Source organism: Modestobacter sp. SYSU DS0657 (genome assembly GCF_054050925.1).
The window spans coordinates 63,436-80,274 of the sequence record NZ_JBJHAG010000006.1 but is presented as its reverse complement, the minus strand read 5'-3'; the positions used below and the strand labels follow the sequence as shown (position 1 = coordinate 80,274).

Annotated in this window: 17 protein-coding genes; 7 read left to right on the top strand and 10 right to left on the bottom strand. The window is 73.1% G+C overall.

Annotated elements, in window-relative coordinates; genetic code table 11:
* Nucleotides 1-67 precede the first annotated feature (67 nt).
* Nucleotides 68-682: a DUF3043 domain-containing protein gene (locus tag ACI79A_RS06145; RefSeq protein ID WP_457081024.1), complete on the bottom strand. Its 615-nt coding sequence runs from the start codon at nucleotides 680-682 to the stop codon at nucleotides 68-70.
* Nucleotides 683-887: 205 nt separating this feature from the next.
* On the opposite strand from ACI79A_RS06145, the gene ACI79A_RS06140 reads away from it, so the two are divergent.
* Nucleotides 888-1,244 carry a HesB/IscA family protein gene (locus tag ACI79A_RS06140; RefSeq protein ID WP_457081022.1) on the top strand — a complete coding sequence of 119 codons (357 nt, stop codon included), beginning with the start codon at nucleotides 888-890 and terminating at the stop codon, nucleotides 1,242-1,244.
* Nucleotides 1,245-1,596: 352 nt separating this feature from the next.
* On the opposite strand, the gene asnB is transcribed toward ACI79A_RS06140, so the two are convergent.
* From asnB to ACI79A_RS06125, 3 genes are read right to left on the bottom strand one after another with little or no spacing between them, the layout of a single operon-like run.
* Complete coding sequence (gene asnB, locus ACI79A_RS06135; protein ID WP_457081020.1) at nucleotides 1,597-3,531, bottom strand: asparagine synthase (glutamine-hydrolyzing); 1,935 nt, start codon at nucleotides 3,529-3,531, stop codon at nucleotides 1,597-1,599.
* Nucleotides 3,532-3,588: 57 nt separating this feature from the next.
* Complete coding sequence (locus tag ACI79A_RS06130) at nucleotides 3,589-3,963, bottom strand: DUF3817 domain-containing protein (protein WP_457081018.1); 375 nt, start codon at nucleotides 3,961-3,963, stop codon at nucleotides 3,589-3,591.
* On the bottom strand, nucleotides 3,953-4,318 hold the full coding sequence (locus ACI79A_RS06125) for a metalloprotease (RefSeq protein WP_457081016.1): 366 nt from the start codon (nucleotides 4,316-4,318) through the stop codon (nucleotides 3,953-3,955). The genes ACI79A_RS06130 and ACI79A_RS06125 overlap by 11 nt, the downstream gene beginning before the upstream one ends.
* Nucleotides 4,319-4,571: 253 nt before the next feature.
* On the opposite strand from ACI79A_RS06125, the gene ctaC reads away from it, so the two are divergent.
* Nucleotides 4,572-5,375 (top strand): aa3-type cytochrome oxidase subunit II, encoded by an 804-nt coding sequence (gene ctaC, locus ACI79A_RS06120; protein ID WP_457081014.1) that lies wholly within the window; start codon nucleotides 4,572-4,574, stop codon nucleotides 5,373-5,375.
* A 33-nt stretch (nucleotides 5,376-5,408) separates the two neighbouring features.
* The gene (locus ACI79A_RS06115) at nucleotides 5,409-5,810 is read left to right on the top strand and encodes a cytochrome c oxidase subunit 4 (RefSeq protein ID WP_457081012.1); all 402 of its coding nucleotides are present in this window, start codon (nucleotides 5,409-5,411) and stop codon (nucleotides 5,808-5,810) included.
* 794 nt (nucleotides 5,811-6,604) lie between these two features.
* On the opposite strand, the gene qcrB is transcribed toward ACI79A_RS06115, so the two are convergent.
* The 4 genes from qcrB to ctaE are packed head-to-tail and all read right to left on the bottom strand — an operon-like array spanning nucleotide 6,605 to nucleotide 10,938.
* Nucleotides 6,605-8,308, bottom strand: a complete 1,704-nt coding sequence (gene qcrB, locus ACI79A_RS06110; protein ID WP_457081010.1) for a cytochrome bc1 complex cytochrome b subunit — start codon at nucleotides 8,306-8,308, stop codon at nucleotides 6,605-6,607.
* Nucleotides 8,308-9,429 (bottom strand): cytochrome bc1 complex Rieske iron-sulfur subunit, encoded by a 1,122-nt coding sequence (qcrA, locus tag ACI79A_RS06105; protein ID WP_457081008.1) that lies wholly within the window; start codon nucleotides 9,427-9,429, stop codon nucleotides 8,308-8,310. The genes qcrB and qcrA overlap by 1 nt, the downstream gene beginning before the upstream one ends.
* On the bottom strand, nucleotides 9,426-10,316 hold the full coding sequence (gene qcrC / locus ACI79A_RS06100; protein WP_457081006.1) for a cytochrome bc1 complex diheme cytochrome c subunit: 891 nt from the start codon (nucleotides 10,314-10,316) through the stop codon (nucleotides 9,426-9,428). The genes qcrA and qcrC overlap by 4 nt, the downstream gene beginning before the upstream one ends.
* A 7-nt stretch (nucleotides 10,317-10,323) precedes the next feature.
* The gene (gene ctaE, locus ACI79A_RS06095; protein ID WP_457068700.1) at nucleotides 10,324-10,938 is read right to left on the bottom strand and encodes an aa3-type cytochrome oxidase subunit III; all 615 of its coding nucleotides are present in this window, start codon (nucleotides 10,936-10,938) and stop codon (nucleotides 10,324-10,326) included.
* Nucleotides 10,939-11,059: 121 nt separating this feature from the next.
* Between ctaE and ACI79A_RS06090 the strand changes: the two genes are divergently transcribed.
* Together ACI79A_RS06090 and trpD are read left to right on the top strand one after the other, a co-directional pair.
* Nucleotides 11,060-11,482 carry a hypothetical protein gene (locus tag ACI79A_RS06090; protein WP_457081004.1) on the top strand — a complete coding sequence of 141 codons (423 nt, stop codon included), beginning with the start codon at nucleotides 11,060-11,062 and terminating at the stop codon, nucleotides 11,480-11,482.
* 5 nt (nucleotides 11,483-11,487) lie between these two features.
* Nucleotides 11,488-12,540, top strand: coding sequence for an anthranilate phosphoribosyltransferase (gene trpD, locus ACI79A_RS06085; RefSeq protein ID WP_457081002.1), 1,053 nt, complete (start codon nucleotides 11,488-11,490; stop codon nucleotides 12,538-12,540).
* 75 nt (nucleotides 12,541-12,615) lie between these two features.
* On the opposite strand, the gene ACI79A_RS06080 is transcribed toward trpD, so the two are convergent.
* Nucleotides 12,616-12,903, bottom strand: a complete 288-nt coding sequence (locus ACI79A_RS06080) for an Lrp/AsnC family transcriptional regulator (RefSeq protein ID WP_457074338.1) — start codon at nucleotides 12,901-12,903, stop codon at nucleotides 12,616-12,618.
* Nucleotides 12,900-14,828 (bottom strand): DEDD exonuclease domain-containing protein, encoded by a 1,929-nt coding sequence (locus ACI79A_RS06075; protein ID WP_457081000.1) that lies wholly within the window; start codon nucleotides 14,826-14,828, stop codon nucleotides 12,900-12,902. Before ACI79A_RS06075 ends, ACI79A_RS06080 begins: the two co-directional genes overlap by 4 nt.
* A 167-nt stretch (nucleotides 14,829-14,995) precedes the next feature.
* Here ACI79A_RS06075 and ACI79A_RS06070 point away from each other — a divergent pair, with 167 nt between their 5' ends.
* Together ACI79A_RS06070 and ACI79A_RS06065 are read left to right on the top strand one after the other, a co-directional pair.
* Nucleotides 14,996-15,355, top strand: a complete 360-nt coding sequence (locus ACI79A_RS06070; RefSeq protein WP_457080998.1) for a hypothetical protein — start codon at nucleotides 14,996-14,998, stop codon at nucleotides 15,353-15,355.
* Between the two features lie 386 nt (nucleotides 15,356-15,741).
* Nucleotides 15,742-16,788 carry a C40 family peptidase gene (locus ACI79A_RS06065; RefSeq protein ID WP_457080996.1) on the top strand — a complete coding sequence of 349 codons (1,047 nt, stop codon included), beginning with the start codon at nucleotides 15,742-15,744 and terminating at the stop codon, nucleotides 16,786-16,788.
* The last annotated feature ends 51 nt before the right edge of the window (nucleotides 16,789-16,839 follow it).

Genomic DNA, 16,839 nt, shown 5'->3' with positions numbered 1-16,839 from the left:
GCCCGCTCGCACGGCCCCGTCCCGCGGCTCGTCCCGAGCGTGCGAGGGAGGAGGACGGGGCCCTTGCTCAGACCTCGGCGCCCAGCGGGACCTGCGGCTTGGGGAACCGCCAGCGGCGGATCATGGTCGCGCGGCTGATGCCGTACCAGATCAGGCCGCGCATCCGCTCCGTGTGGTCGGGGAACCGCTCGTCGACCGTCTTCTTGATCCGGCGTCCGAGGAACACCGAGTCGACGATGATCACCAGGAAGAACGCGAACCAGACGAACACCGTGTAGCTCTGCACGGCGGGGTTCGGGACGAAGTAGCCGACCAGCACCAGGGCGGCCACGACCAGGAAGAAGCTGCCGGCGTTGCGCCGGGCGTCGACGACGTCGCGGACGAGCCGGCGGACCGGGCCGCGGTCACGGGCCGGGAGCGCGCTGTCGTCACCCCGCAGGGCGGCCTGGCGGGTGCTGCCGCGGTTGGCCGCCGACTGCTCCCGCATCCGCCGGTAGGCCTCCTTCCGCGTGGTGGGCGGCGGTGGGACCGGCCCGCTGCGGCGGCCCTGGGCCTCGTTGCGGCGGGGGGTCGGCCGGCCCTTGCCCACGGCCGTGCTCCCGGCCAGCTGGGCGGTCAGGTCGGACTGGGTGTCCGGGGGCGTCGCGGAGTCGGTGCGGCGGCCGGGCAGGCGGAGCTTCACGGCCGGTGAGTCTACGTGGCCCGGAGCGCCGTCCGGTGCTCTCCGGGCCGGCGTCGTCCTCGTCCGGACGGGTGCGGATGCTCCCCCGGTCACCAGGAGCGCCGTACAGTGGGAAGCAGCTCCGCCACGGCGGTGTTGGCCGTTCCAGCAGTCCGTCCCCGCGACGGGCCGAGCAGGACACCCTCGAGTGTGGGAGGACCACGACATGACCGTGCAGGACACGCAGGCCCCCGGCGCCACCGGCGTCATCCTCAGCGACCCCGCCGCCCTGAAGGTGAAGACGCTGCTGGACCAGGAGGGTCGCGACGACCTGCGGCTGCGGATCGCGGTGCAGCCGGGTGGTTGCTCGGGTCTCCGCTACCAGCTGTTCTTCGACGAGCGCTTCCTCGACGGCGACCAGACCTTCGAGTTCGGTGGCGTCGAGGTCATCGTCGACCGGATGAGCATCCCCTACCTCAGCGGCGCGACGATCGACTTCGTCGACACCATCGAGAAGCAGGGCTTCACGATCGACAACCCGAACGCGGGCGGCTCCTGCGCCTGCGGCGACAGCTTCCACTGATCGCCGGCTGAACGACCGACGAGGCCCGGCACCCCCGCGGGGGTGCCGGGCCTCGTCGCGCATCCGCCCGCCTGCCGGGGCCCGCGAGTGGCGATGGGCAGGAGCGCTCGTCGTCAGTCGGCCGGCTCCGAGGGGATCGGGATCGGCAGCCCCGAGGTGGGCGCCGGTGGCGCCGGCGGGCTGAGCGTTCCCGGCGCCGTGGGCGTGACCGGCGGGGGGGTGTCCGTGGCCCCGGGCGACGTCGTGCTGGTCGACGGCGCGGGGGCGGTGGGGGCGTCGTCGCCACCACCGGAACAGCCGGTCAGGAGACCGACGGTGACGAGCCCGGCGGCCGCCACCAACCGCGGCCGGGTCACAGCCGGACCGGGTAGACCGGCTCCGGGATCTGCGGCGCGATCCTCTCCTCGACGAAGATGCCGTGCCAGATCATGAACACCAGCACCTCCCAGACCTGGCGGGCGATCCGCTTGCTGGGCACCTCGGCCTGGCGCAGCCGGTCCAGCAGCGCGAGGACGTGGTCGCGGTCCAGCCACTCGTCGGTCTGGCTGGCGGTCACGACCTCGCGAGCCCACTCGTGCAGCGGGCCGGCCAGGAACTCCGCCGTCGGCACCGGGAAGCCCAGCTTGCGCCGGTTCATGATCTTCGGCGGCACGATCTGCTGCATCGCCTGCCGCAGCGCGTACTTGGTCGCGTCCCCGCGCGCCGGGACCCGCATCTCCAGCGGCAGGGTGCTCGCCAGGGCGAAGACCTCGGGATCCAGGAACGGGACCCGGAGCTCGAGCGAGTTGGCCATCGTCATCTTGTCGGCCTTGACCAGGATGTCGCCGCGCAGCCAGGTGAACAGGTCGACGTACTGCATGGCGGTCACGTCGTCGTAGCCGGCCTCGCGGGTCTGCCGGTAGAGCGCCTCGGTGACGGTGACGTGCGACAGGTCGGGGTCGCGGCCGGGCAGCAGCTGGGCGAGCTCGGCGGCGTTGAGGTTCCGGGCGTTGCCGTAGTACCGCTCCTCGAGCGGCTGCGACGCGCGCTCCAGCAGGCTCTGCCCGCGGACACCCTCCGGCACCAGCCTCGACAGCCGGCCGAGCGCCCGCCGCCCGACCGACGGCAGCTTCGTGGCCCAGGCCAGGCTGAGCGGCTCGCGGTAGATCGTGTAGCCGCCGAACAGCTCGTCGGCGCCCTCGCCGGAGAGCACCACCTTGACGTGCTTGCGGGCCTCGCGGGCCACGAAGTACAGCGGCACGAGCGCCGGGTCGGCCACCGGGTCGTCGAGGTACCAGACCACGGCGGGGATGGCGTCGGCGAACTCCTGCGCCGAAACCTCGACCGGCACGTGCTTCACCCCCAGGATCGCCGCGGACTCGGCAGCGATCTCCACCTCCGACGTCGCCTCCCGCTGGAAGCCGACGGTGAAGGTGACCAGGTCGGGGTTGTACTTGTGCGCCAGGGCGGCGACCGCGGTCGAGTCGATGCCGCTGGACAGGAACGAGCCGACGGTGACGTCGGCGCGCATGTGCTTGGCGACCGAGTCGTCGAGCACCTCGGCGATCCGGTCGAACAGCGCCTGCTCCGAGCCGGGGGCGACCGGTGTCGGGCGGAACGTCGGGTGGAACCAGCGCTTCGTGTGCAGCTCGCCGTCGACGACGGTGAAGCTGGTGCCGCTCTCGATCCGGCGGATGCCGCGGTGCAGCGTGGCGGGCTCGGGCACGTACTGCAGCGTCAGGTAGTGCTGCAGGGAGGCCGGGTCGACGCCGCCGGCGCCGGGGGTGCCGCCGAGCAGCTGCAGCAGCGCCTTCTTCTCCGAGCTGAAGACCAGCCCGCCGTCGGCCAGGCGCGCGGTGAACAGCGGCTTGATGCCGAAGGCGTCCCGGGCGCCGAACGCGGTGCCGGTCTCGGTGTCCCAGATGACGAAGGCGAACATCCCTCGCAGGCGGGGCACGACCGCCTCGCCCCACAGGTGGTACCCGGCGACGATCGCCTCCGTGTCGCCCTCGGTGCCGAAGGTCGCGCCGGCGGCCTTCAGCTCCTCGCGGAGCTCGAGGTAGTTGTAGATCTCGCCGTTGAAGACGATCCGGTACCGGCCCTCGGCATAGGGCATCGGCTGCGGGCTGCCCTCGATGTCGATGAAGGCCAGCCGGTTGAACCCGAGGACGGCGTGCGGGTCGGCCCAGACCTCCCGGTCGTCGGGCCCCCGGTGGCGCAGGCAGCGCAGCGCCTGCCGCACCTGCTCGACGGTGCCCTCTCCCACCCGGTCGGCGTCGGTGGACACATAGGCGAGCAGGCCGCACATACGGGGGGTCTCCAGGAGGGGGACGACGGAGGGGTGGGGAAGGCGGGGGGCGCTCGGTCAGACGCGCTCGCCGGCGCGGGTCCTGCGCGTGGCGATCCGCTCGGCGACGAAGGACAGGACGGGGACGGTGCCGGCCAGGAGCACCAGGACCGTGCCCTTCAGCGACCAGCGGGCCCGCAGCGCGAGGTCGCAGGCGGTCACGAAGAAGATGGCGTACAGCCATCCGTGGGCGGTGCCGATGACGGCCACCGGCCCGTCGATCCCGGCAAGGTGCTTCAGCGGCACGGCGACCAGCACCAGGGCGATCAGCAGGACGCCCACCACCCAGGCCATCACCCGGTAGCGGCCCAGGGCCGCCGGGACGTCCCGGCCGACCCTGCGGGCGAGGGCGTGCGGCAGCCGGGAGGACGTCTGACCGGTGTCAGCGGCCACCGGTCACCCGCTGTCCCAGCGCCTTCGCGTTGAGCTCGGCGAGGTAGGCGTTGTAGGCGGCCAGCTCCGGGTCTCCCGTCGTGTCGATCCGCGGGCGCTGATACAGCACGACGGCGTTGCCGGGCTCGTCGTCGGCGGGGTCGCGGCGGTACTCGTCCCGGACCATCCGCAGGTAGAAGCCCAGGCCCATGAAGCCGTACAGCGGCCACTGGAGCGCGTAGCTCCAGTTGACCGCGCCGCCACCGGCCTCGGCCTTGCTCAGCTGCCAGGCGCCCAGGAAGAAGGTCATCACGAACAGCCCCAGGACCAGCAGGTGCATGAGCACCCACCGCCAGGTCAGCAGGCGTCGGTACACGCCCCGACTGTAACCGGCGGCCGGCGCGGTCCGATCCGGTCGCGGGGCGTGGGGTGCCGGCGGGGCGGCAGTGGAGCCAGTGACGCCTCGGCGACCCGCCGGGCAGGTCCGCCCGCCCCGGGCACCGCAGGCGGGGTCGGATAGTCTCCGGGAGACTGTGGTGGGGGTGAGCGGCACCTGTCGATGGGTGCCGGTGGACCTCCACCGGGAAGACCTCGTGGCGCCGCCACGGGGGAGATGAGGAGGGTGCTCGGTGGACCGCAGCTTCTGGAGCTGGGGGTGGCCTGAGGGCATCACCGACGAGGCCGAGCAGATGCACGCGCTCTGGATCGGCTCCACGATCGCCGCCCTCGTGGTCGGCGTCGCCGTCTGGGTGCTCATCGCCTACGCCGCGATCCGGTACCGGAAGCGTGGCGACACCCTGCCCAAGCAGACGGCGTACAACCTGCCGCTCGAGGTGGTCTACACGATCATCCCGTTCGTCATCGTGTCGGTGCTGTTCTTCTTCACGGTGAACACGCAGAACCGGGTGATGGAGCGCAGCGCCGACCCCGACGTGACCGTCGGGGTGAACGCCTTCAAGTGGAACTGGCAGTTCGTCTACCCGGAGACCACCGACGAGAACGGCGGCGAGCCGGTGTCGACGGTCGGGAGCACCGACGAGATCCCGATCCTCGTCGTCCCGGTCGACCAGACGATCCGGTTCGAGCTGGCCTCGGCCGACGTCATCCACTCGTTCTGGATCCCGGACTTCCTGTTCAAGCTGGACGTCATCCCGGGCAACGAGAACGGCCGCGACAACGTCTTCGAGGTCACCGTGCGCGAGGAGGGGGCCTACGTCGGCCGCTGCGCCGAGCTGTGCGGCACCTACCACGCGTTCATGAACTTCGAGCTGCGTTCGGTGAGCGCCGACGACTTCGACGACTACATCAGTGCGCGTCTGGCCGGTCTGTCGACCCACGACGCGCTGGAGAGCATCGGCGAGCCGGGCTACGCAACCTCCACGAGCCCGTTCGCGGGCGCCCGTGAGCAGGCGTCCGCCTCCGCCGATGACTGACCTGACCACCCCGCAGCACCAGGAGGACCGACCGTGAAGGTCGAAGCGCTCATCTTCAACTTGATCACGGTCTTCTGTGTCGTCGCCGCGGTCGTCTACGGCGTTTGGGCTCGGGAGCCCATCGGCACGACGGCGCTGGCGCTCTCCGGGGGCCTGACCGCGCTGATCGGTGGCTTCTTCTGGTTCGTCAGCCGGCGCATCGACGCCCGCCCCGAGGACCGCAAGGACGCGGAGATCGCCGACGGGGCGGGGGAGCTCGGCTTCTTCAGCCCGGCGAGCTACTGGCCCTTCGGCCTGGGGCTCTCCGCCGCACTCATGGGGCTGGCGCTGGCCTTCTGGTACCCGTGGCTGGTCCTGATCGCCGGCGTGGCCCTGCTGCTCACCGTGGGCGGGCTGCTCTTCGAGTACTACGTCGGGCAGAACGCGCACAGCTGAGCCCAGCTCCACCTCGTCCACCGGGGCTCCTCCCACGTCGGGAGGGGCCCCGGTGGCGTGTGCGGGGTCGAACGGGTCCGGTCTCGACGGCGGGCGGCTCGATGTGCGGGCCGGTCTACTACGACCCGACCGCGCAGTGATCTCGCGGGCGGTGACGGACGTCGGCCGGCGTCGGGGAGCAGCTGACCGGTCGGGGGCGCCGCCGGACCAGGTGTTCCCCGTCGCCGGTGGACCGACCACCACACCGGCGGCCGGTCGAGCGCCGCCGAGATGAGCCAGCCGCCGGTGGGGTCGCTGCCCCGGGAGCGCAGGTGGGGGCGCACGTCGCTCCGGCTCTGCTGGTCGCGGGGTGCCGGGAACGGGCCCGTCCCGCCGCTGCGCGCCGATCCCATCGGTTGCTCCGCCCGGCCAGGGGCGGGGGAGCGAGGGGCGCGAGGAGCCGGCGGAACCGGGACTGGCGCCGCCCGGAGCAGGACGCCTCCGGTGCCGCGCACGGGCGTCCGGGAGGCGGCTCTGCCCCGAGCGTCGGCGGTCGTCCACGCAAGCCCGGCGGGGAGCGTTCGGAAGCGGTGTGGCCGCCGGACCACCACCGGGCGTGCGGGGCCGCAGCGGGGAAGTGGCGCCCCACTGTCCGAGGGACGACCACGTGCCCTGCGGCGTGGCCGAGGGGACGGGCTCGCCCTGTCACCCCGGACACGTCCGGGGGAGAACCGCGACCCACGGGCACCCCGCACGAACAGCAGGGCCCCCGACGGAGATCCGCCGGGGGCCCTGCTGGTGGTGGAGCGGGTCGATCAGTCGCGCGGGTCCTGCGGACGACCACCCTCGGAGGGACGACCACCCTCGGAGGGACGGCCACCCTCGGCAGGGCGGCCCGAGCCGGTCAGCTCGCGGTCGGCCGCCTGTGCGGCCTCCAGGCCGCGCGCCTCGCGCTCGGCAGCGGCCTGCACCGCGGCCGGCTCCTCGATCGGCTTGAAGAAGCCCCGGATGGCGCGACGTGCGCCGCCCACCTGGTTCATCTTCTTCGGCACCGAGGCGCCGCCGTAGGCGAGCACCCCGTGGCCGTGCTCGTCGACCGGGCCCAGCGGCTGGTGCACCTCGATGAACTCACCGTTGGGCAGGCGCCGGATGACACCGGTCTCGATGCCGTGCTCGAGGACCTCGCGGTCGTGCCGTTGGAGACCCAGGCAGATCCGGTAGGTGAGCCAGTACACCGCCGGCGGGATCAACAGCATGCCGAGCCGGCCGAACCAGGTCATCGCGTTCAGGCTGATGTCGAACTTGTCGGCGATGACGTCGTTGCCACCGGAGATCCACAGCACGACGTAGAACGAGATGGCCATGGCGCCCAGGGACGTCCGCACGGGCACGTCCCGCGGGCGCTGCAGCAGGTGGTGGCTGGCCGTGTCGCCGGTGAGCTTGCGCTCGATGACCGGGTAGAGGGCCAGGACACCGAACATCAGACCGGGGATCACCGCAGTGGCCCAGAACAGGGCCGGGATGTGGTAGCCCCAGAGCACGAGCTCCCACGGCGGGAACAGCCGCGCGGCGCCGTCGAGGAACCCGATGTACCAGTCCGGCTGCGAACCGGCGGAGACCTGTGCCGGGTTGTAGGGACCCAGCAGCCAGATCGGGTTGATCTGCACCAGGCCGCCGAGAGCGGCGCACACACCGAAGACGATGAAGAACAGTGCGGTCGCCTTGCCCGCGAACGCCGGGAAGAGCCGGTTGCCGACCACGTTGTGCTCGGTCCGCCCCGCACCCGGGAACTGGGTGTGCTTCTGCTTGACCAGGATCAGCAGGTGCAGCGCGATCAGCGCCAGCAGGATCGCGGGCACGATCAGCACGTGCAGGATGTAGAGCCGGCTGATGATGAGCTCGCCGGGGAAGTCGCCGCCGAAGACCGTGAAGAACAGCCAGGTGCCGATCACCGGGATCGAGATGATCACCGCCGAGGCGATCCGCAGGCCCGTGCCGGAGAGCAGGTCGTCGGGGAGCGAGTAGCCGGCGAAGCCCTCGACGAGGGCCAGCACCAGGAGCGCGACACCGATGAACCAGTTCGTCTCCCGCGGCCGGCGGAACGCACCGGTGAAGAAGATCCGGAACAGGTGGACGACGATCGCCGCGACGAACAGCAGGGCCGCCCAGTGGTGGATCTGCCGGACGACCAGACCGCCGCGGACGTCGAAGGAGATGTCCAGCGTCGACTCGTAGGCCCGCGACACCTCGATGCCGCGCATCGGCGCGTAGGAGCCGTCGTAGACGACCTCGGTGAGGGACGGGTCGAAGAAGAACGTCAGGTACGTGCCCGACAGCAGCAGGATGACGAACGCGTAGAGCGCGATCTCACCGAGCAGGAAGGACCAGTGGTCGGGGAAGACCTTGTTCAGGGTGCGGCGGAGCGGGCCGGCCACGATGAGCCGGTCGTCGACCTCCAGGGCCGCCTTCCCGATCCTCGTGCTCGGCGCAGCCGGACCCGGGGTGGTGGTGGTGGCCATCAGACGAGCCTCCCAAGGTTCCAGAACGAAGGGCCGACCGGCTCTGGGAAGTCCGCTCGCGCGATGAAGTACCCCTCATCATCCACGGTGATCGGCAGCTGGGGGAGCTTCCGGGTGGCCGGGCCGAACACGGGCCGGGCACCCTCGGTCACCTGGAACATCGACTGGTGGCACGGGCACAGGATCCGGCCGGTCTCCTGCTCGTAGAGCGAGACCGGGCAGCCGGCGTGCGTGCAGATCTTCGAGTACGCGACGTAGTCGCCGTAGCCGAAGTCCTCCTGCCCGTCCGGGAGGTCCAGCTCCTGCATCTGCTCCGGGCGGAGCCGGATGAGCATCACCGAGGCCGACGCGTCGGCGTGGAAGTTGCCGCCGGGGACGGCGGGGAACACCGTCTCCAGCGAACCGGGCTGCTGGTCGGCGGGGCGGACCGGGGTGCCGTCGTCACGCAGCAGCCGGACGCCGTCCGCCCACGGGGTCGTGCCCAGCGGGTTGCCGGTGTTCGGGTTGCGGATCAGACCCCCGAGCGGTGCGAGGACCATGGCGCCCGCACCTGCGCCCATCAGGCCGATCGTGGTCAGCAGCAGCTTGCGGCGGGGGAGGCCGGACTTGTCCAGCCCGCTGAGCAGGGTGGCCGAGGTCGTGACCCGGTCGAAGTGCGACCCGTCGTGCTTGTCCTGGACCGCGGTCTCGTGCGGCAGCAGGTTGCGGACGTACAGCACCAGGCCGATGCCGATCGCGGTCAGCGAGATGCCCATGGTGATGCCGAGCAGGGGCGTGAACAGCGCGCTCCAGGTGCTGCCGCCGACCTGCCACTCCCAGTCGGGCAGGAACCAGCCGGAGCCGGCGTAGACGACCAGGAACGCCAGGGCGGCGACGGCGGCGATGGCGAACGAGAGGGTGACCTGCCGGGTGGCGCGCCTCTCCATGGAGGAGCCGGGCTCCGGGCCCGGGTCGACGTGCAGGATCTCCACGCCGTCGTACCGGGCGCCCAGCCGGTCCAGCTCGGTGCGGTCCATGGCGCTGAGCCGCTCGGGGCTGTACTCGTCGTCCGGGCCCCCGTGCGCGGGACCCGCGGTGTCGTCGCCGCCGGCAGCGCCGGGGCCGGTGTGGGTGGTGCTCACGCCTTCGTCCCCATCCAGAAGATCCCGAACAGCAGGGCGCCCATGCCGGCGACCCAGATGACCAGGCCCTCGGCCACCGGGCCGACCCGGCCGACGCCGGCGCCACCGGGGTCGGCCTGGGCCTGCACGGTCTGCACGTAGTTGATGATCGCCCGCTTCTCCTCCGGGGTGAGCTGGTTGTCACCGAAGACGGGCATGTTCTCCGGGCCGGTGAGCATCGCGGAGTAGATCGTGAGGTCGTTGGCCTCCGACAGCGACGGTGCCCGCTTCCCGGAGGAGAGCGCGCCGCCCTGGCCGGTGAAGTTGTGGCACTGGGCGCAGTTGAGCCGGAACAGCTCGCCGCCGGCGGCGAGATCGCCCGAGCGCAGGTCACCCGAGGGCAGCGTCGGCCCACCGCCGTTGGCCTGGATGTAGGCCATCAGCTGGTCGATCTCCTCCTCGGAGAAGACCGGCGGGCGCTCGGGGGCCTGGGCCTCCTGCCGCACGAGCGGCATGCGGCCGGTGTGCACCTGGAAGTAGACGGCGGCCTCGCCGACGCCGATGAGCGAGGGCCCACGGCCCTCCACGCCCTCCAGGTTCGAACCGTGGCAGGTGATGCAGCTGCGGACGTAGAGGTCCCGGCCGGCCTCGACGGCGTTCGACGGGTTGCCGGTCGGGTCGTCGGCGGCGCTGGCGCCGGGGGCGAGGGCGGAGTAGCCGACGCCGGTGAGCACCAGGGCGGCCATGAGGCCCGCGACGTTGGCCAGCCGCCGACGCTGCTTGGACCGCCGCCGGGCCTGGGCGGCCGCGGCCGGGCTGCCGGCCGCCGGACGCCGGCCGAACCGGGCGCGCACGCCGCGGCGGCCGCTCTCGACGGGGGCCTCGGACGAGGGGTTCGTGGTGGTCACCGGTTCCCTAGCGGATCAGGTAGATCGTGGCGAAGAGCCCGACCCACACGACGTCGACGAAGTGCCAGTAGTAGGAGACCACGATGGCCGAGGTCGCCTGGGCTGGCGTGAATCGGCCCATGGTGGACCGGATGAGCACGTAGACGAAGGCCACCAGGCCACCGATGACGTGCAGGGCGTGGAAGCCGGTCGTCAGGTAGAAGACCGAGCCGTAGCTCGACGAGGCGATCGTCGTGCCGTGGTCGACGACCAGCACCCGGTACTCGTTCATCTGGGCCAGGACGAACACCGCGCCCATGAGGAACGTGATGGCGAACCAGCGGCGCAGCCCGTAGACGTTCCCGCGCTCGGCGGCGAACACGCCGAGCTGGCAGGTGACCGAGGAGGCCACCAGGATCACGGTGAAGAACGTCGCGTAGGGCAGGTTCAGCTCGGTCGGCTCCGGAGGCCAGCCGTCTGTCGCCCGGGCGCGCGCGGTGAAGTACATGGCGAACAGGCCGGCGAAGAACATCAGCTCACTGGCGAGCCAGACGATCGTGCCGACGCTGACCATGTTCGGTCGGGTCAGGGAGTGCACCCGCGAGGTGTCGAAGGTGCTGCTCGCCACGGGGGCCGTTGTCACGGGGTCATCATGGCATCGGGATGCCCTCCCCACGACGCGGGGTGGGCGCGCGTGGCGTGTCTCCCCGTGCGCGTGCGGTGCCCCCTCCGACGTGACGGTGGGAAGCGCTAGGCTGCGCGGGGTGAGCGTCGACGCCGCACCGGCCACCGTGCTGGTCTTCAGCCAGCGGGCCGAGGTCCGCGCCGCCGTCCGTGCTGCGCTGGGGGCCTTCCCGGCTCCGGACGTCGGCCCCCTCCGCTACGTGGAGTGCGCCACCGGTGACGAGGTGGTGACGGCGGTCGACGCCGGCGGGGTCGACCTGTGCGTCCTGGACGGCGAGGCCCAGCCCACCGGGGGGATGGGGATCAGCCGCCAGTTGCGCGCCGAGGTGGCCGACTGCCCGGCGATGGTGGTCCTCATCGCCCGTCAGGCCGACCGGTGGCTGGCGCACTGGTCGCAGGCCGACGCCACGCTGGCGTTCCCGGTCGACCCGCTGGTCGCCCCGGAGACCGTGGCCGGGCTGCTGCGCGAACGGGCCGCCTCGCGGCCCGTCGTGCGGCGCTGAGCGGCGTGGCGGGCACCGCCCCGACCTGGCCCGTGCTGCTCGGCCGGCTGGCCCGGCGCGAGGACCTCTCGATCGAGGACACCCGCTGGGCGATGCGCCAGGTGATGACCGGCGAGGCCTCCCCGGCCCAGATCGCCGGATTGGTGATGGGGCTGCGGGTCAAGGGGGAGACGCCGGCCGAGGTGCTGGGGCTGGCCGCGACCATGCTCGACCAGGCCACGCCCGTGGTGCTCGCGCAGGACTGCGTGGACATCGTGGGCACCGGGGGCGACGGCGCGCAGACGGTCAACATCTCCACGATGGCCGCGATCGTCACCGCCGCGGCGGGGGTGCCGGTGGCCAAGCACGGCAACCGGGCGGCGTCGTCGAAGTCGGGTACGGCCGACGTCCTCGAGGCGCTCGGGGTGGTCATCGACCTCCCCGCCGACGCCGTCGCGGAGTGCGTCCGCCGGGCGGGGATCGGGTTCTTCTTCGCTCCGGTGTTCCATCCCGGGATGCGGCACGCGGCGGTCCCGCGGCGGGAGCTGGGCATCGGCACGGTGTTCAACTTCCTGGGCCCGCTGACCAACCCGGCGCGGCCGGTGGCCGGGGCGATCGGCTGCGCCGATCTGCGGATGGCCCCGGTCGTCGCGCAGGTGCTCGCCGATCGCGGCACCCGGGCCCTGGTCTTCCGGGGGGACGACGGCCTCGATGAGCTGACCACCACGACGACGTCGTCGGTGTGGGTGGTGCGCGACGGCGAGGTGGTCGCCGAGCGGCTCGACCCGACGGCGTTCGGCATCCCGGTGGCCGAGCCGGGGGCGCTGCGGGGCGGGGGGCCGGAGGAGAACGCCGAGGTGGTCCGCCGGCTCGTGGCCGGGGACCGCGGCCCGGTGCGGGACGCGGTGCTGCTCAACGCCGCGGGAGCACTGGCTGCCTTCGACGGCCGCGGCGGACGGCTGCCCGACGTGGTCGGCACGGCGCTGGAACGGGCTGCCGCCGCGGTCGACGACGGCCGGGCCGCGGCCAAGCTCGCGGAGTGGGTGCAGGTCAGCCAGGAGCTCCGCCCCCGCACTTGACGGCCCCCGGCCCATCGGCCCCGCTGCAGTGGCCCGGCCCGGGCTCGCGAGGGTTGGGGGCAGCGGGGTCCTTCCTCAGTCGGCGGACTCGAAGCCGATCGAGAAGGCTGCCTCGAGGTCGTGCCGTGAGTAGGCGCGGAAGGCGATGTGCGTGGCGGTGTCGACCACGCCGGGCACCTTGTTGATCCGACCGGCGATCACCTGGGCGATCTCGTCGAACTCGGGCACGCGGATGATCGCGACCAGGTCGACGTCGCCGGCGACGGAGTAGACCTCGCTGACCCCGGGCAGGTCGGCGACCGCCTCGGCGACCTCGGCGATGGAGTCGGTGGCGGCATCGATCATCACGATGGCGGTGATCACGTCCGGGATGCTAGCCGGGTGGCGCCCCGGCCGCGCCGTGCCTCCGGCCGGTCGGCGGCGACCCGGTCGGGCTGGCTGCGGGTGCGCAGCGGCCGGCCGTCGCCGAAGGGGTCGCGCTCGGCGCGGCCGGCCTCCACCCGCGCGAGGAACGCGCGGTAGGCGCCGGTGCCCGGGGTGCGGCTGGCCAGCGTGCCGTCGACCTCGACCAACCGGGTGCCGGGCTTCTCCATCCAGCGCAGCACCAGCTCGGTCTCGTCGACCGTGGCGGCGAGCTCGCCGTCCGGTCCGGTGGGGGTCTCGGCCGTGGCCCGGAGGCCGGCCAGGCACTCGCGAACCGACCGGCCGCGCTCGGCGACCCCGGCGGCGACCAGTCGGCCGCGCCGCACGACCGACAGCTGCCAGCCACCGGCGCCGTCGGGACGGGCCAGCACCATCTCCGGCACGGTGGCCAGCGATTCCAGCCGTTGACGGCGCCGCACCGCCCGCACCAGCACCGCCACCCGGTCGCGGAGCAGCGCGGCGTCCTCGTACCGGCCTTCGCCGGCCAGCCGCTCGACCCGGTCGAGCAGCGGCGCGACCAGCTCGCGGGGGTCGGAGTCGACGGCGGCGGCGAACACCGCGGCGATCGAGGCGTACTCCTCGCGGCTCTGCGCGCCGGTGCAGGGGGCTCCGCACCGGCCCATGCCGGCGAGCGCGCAGGCGGTGCCGGTGCCCGCGAGCGCCAGCCGGGGGGTGCACTGGCGCAGCGGCAGGGACTCGTGCACCGCGGCGACCGCGTCGTCGGCGGCGCGCCGGTCGGGGAAGGGGCCGAGGAAGGACCCGGTGCCCGGGCGGACCCGGCGCACCACCGAGAGCCGCGGGAAGGGTTCGTCGGTGAGCCGGACCCAGAGGGCGCGCTCGGGGAAGCGGGACCGGCGGTTGTACCGGGGCTTGTGCTCGGCGATCAGCCGCAGCTCCCGGACGGCGGCCTCCAGGTCGTGCGCGCACGGCAGCGCGTCTACCCGTTCGGCCAGCCGGATCATCTCCGTCATCCGGCTGCGCTGCTCGCCGGCGGAGAAGTAGCTGCGCACCCGGCTGCGGAGGTCGGTGGAGGTGCCCACGTACAGCGCCTCGTCGCGCGGGCCGCGGAAGACGTAGACGCCGGGGCCGGTGGGGACGTGCTCGGCCAGGTGCCGCTTCCGGCGGCGTTCGGGGTCGACCTGGCGGGTCAGGCCGGAGAGCTCCTCCAGCGTCGTGATCCCCAGCGGCCCCAGCCGCTCGAACAGGCCGTGCAGGACGTCGACGGTCGCCCGCGCGTCGGCCAGCGCCCGGTGACAGGGCTCGGTGGAGGTGGCGAAGTAGGGGGCGAGGGTGGCCAGCTTGCAGTTGGGCACCTCGTCGCGGGTGAGCAGCCGGCGGGCCAGGACGGCGGTGTCGACCGAGGCGGCGGCGGGCCAGGCGATGCCGGTTTCCTCGCAGGCCGCGCGCAGAAAGCCGAGGTCGAAGGGGGCGTTGTGGGCGACCAGCACGGCGCCCCGGGCGAACTCCAGGAAGGCCGGCAGCACGGCCTCGATGCGTGGCGCGGCCGCCACCATCGTCGTGGTGATGCCGGTGAGCACGCTGATGTACGGCGGGATCTCCCGGCCCGGGTCGACCAGGGTCTGGAACTCGCCGACCACCTGACCGCCGCGCACCTTGACCGCGCCGATCTCGGTGATCGCGCTGTCCTTCGGGGAGCCACCGGTCGTCTCCAGGTCGACGACCACGAACGTCACCGCCGACAGCGCGGTGCCCGCCTCCTCGATCGTCACCTGCTCGTAGCGCGGGCGGCCCGGCGGTGCCGCGGGGGTGGGGGCCGACGGCAGGACCGTGGAGGCCCAGCCGGACGGGCGGGCGCCCGGCCCCCCGGGGAGCGGAACGGGTGGCAGCGCAGGAGCGGGTGGCACGCCGCGGACGGTAGGTCGGGGGTCCGACAGTCCGGGGGAGGGCGCGCCGGGACCGGGGCGGGGGCGGACCCGCGGAGGGCGTGCGGCGGGAACTGTCGGTGGCTGCTCCTACGGTCCGCGCTGCCGGGACGGAGGGCCGTCCGGATCGAGAGGGAGGGAGAGCCGCCGTGCTCATCGACTGCGACACCTGCACCGTCCGCGGCACGGGCTGCGCCGACTGCGTCGTCACCATGCTCCTCGGTGCACCGCCGGGCTGGCAGGGGAGCGATCCCTGTGTCGTGCCCCTGGTGCCGAGGGCGACGGTGGGGGCCGGCCCGGCCGAGGTGGCGCCGCACGGCGACGCGCCCGGGCGGGCCCGGTCCGGACGTGACGTGGCTCCTGTTGACGCGACGGAGGGCGACGGCCGTGCCGTCGTGGAACTGGACGACGTGGAGCGCCGGGCGGTCCGGGCTTTGGCAGAGTTCGGCCTGGTCCCGCCGTTGCGTCATCAAGATGCGTCAGACCACGGCGACCGCAACGCGAGCTGACAAATCGCACTTCTGTGATTCGTCAGGTCTAGCCCGAGGTTTCGGGTTTGACGGGTCTTTGTCTCGGTCCGGTCACGGACCTAGTTTCGTGACGTCCGGTAGGGAAGTCGTCACTGATCAGGGTGGCCCCGGCCGGAGACCGCCGAACCAGCCGGCCTCGCCGGCTGGACCCGGGACCCACGCAACGCTGTAGGTGGGTGCTCACGTGCACCGGGTCGCCCCGGTGCACACCGCGTCGTCGTCGACGCGGCCGAGATCGGGCGTGACTGCTGCGCCCGGGCCTGTCAGCCGACTCGGTAGGCGGTGCGACCAGGAAGAACGGAGCCCCGCCTCCCATGGCGAGCCCTCAGTCCCGCCTCCGGCCCACGCCGGCCCGCCCTGCCGCCTTGCCCTCGGGCTCCCGGCGCGCCCGGCTGACCGGCCGGCTCGGTGCCGGGGTGCTCCTCGGGCTCACCGCCAGCCTCACGCTCACCCTGCTCCCGGGCAGCGCGGCCGCTGCCCCTGGCGACCCGGTGGCCCGGGCCGGCACGGCGGAGGAGGCCACGCGCCTGGTCTCCGACGCGACGCACGAGCTCGAGGTCGTCACCGAGCAGTTCAACGACGCGCAGGAGGAGCTCGCCCAGCAGCGAGCCGCGGCCGACGCCGCCGGCCAGGCCCTCGCCGCCGCCCAGGCGCAGCTGGCGGCCCTCGACGAGCAGATGCGCCGCGTCGCGCGGAGCGCCTTCACCGGCGAGAACCTGTCCCGGTTCAACGCCCTGATGACCAGTGGCTCGGCCGACGAGTTCCTCTCCCAGGTCACCACCCTGGACGCCATCGCCGGGCACACCACCGACGTCCTCGCCCAGGTGACCGCCGCGGCCCAGGCGGCCGAGCAGGCGAAGGCGGCCGCCGACGCGGCGGCGGGGCAGGCCGAGGCCGGACTGGCCGACGTCACCACCCGGCAGGCCGACCTGCAGGGGCGGATCGCCGAGTACCGGGCCCAGTACGACTCCCTCAGCGCGGTCCAGCAGCAGGCGGTGGTGCAGGAGCACGCCGGTCCGACGCTGACGCCCCCCGCCCCCGCCGAGGTCGTCGCCTCCTCGGACGCCGCGCAGACCGCCGTGGACACCGCGCTGGCCCAGATCGGCGACCCCTACGTCTGGGGCGCCGGCGGCCCGGACGCCTTCGACTGCTCGGGTCTGACCCAGTACGCCTTCGCCGCGGCCGGGGTCCGGCTGCCGCACTCCAGCCGGGTGCAGGCAACCATGGGCACCGCGGTGAGCCGGGCCGAGCTGCAGCCCGGTGACCTGGTCTTCTTCTACAGCCCGGTCAGCCACGTGGGCATGTACGTGGGCAACGGGAAGATGGTGCACGCGCCGACGTTCGGCAGTCCGGTCGTCGTCACCGGGGTCGACATGGCCGGGTACGTGGGGGCGCGCCGGCTCGTCGGCTGAGGCCGTCCGGGGCGGGCAGCGCGCACAGGGCGCCGTCCTAAGCTCGCCCGC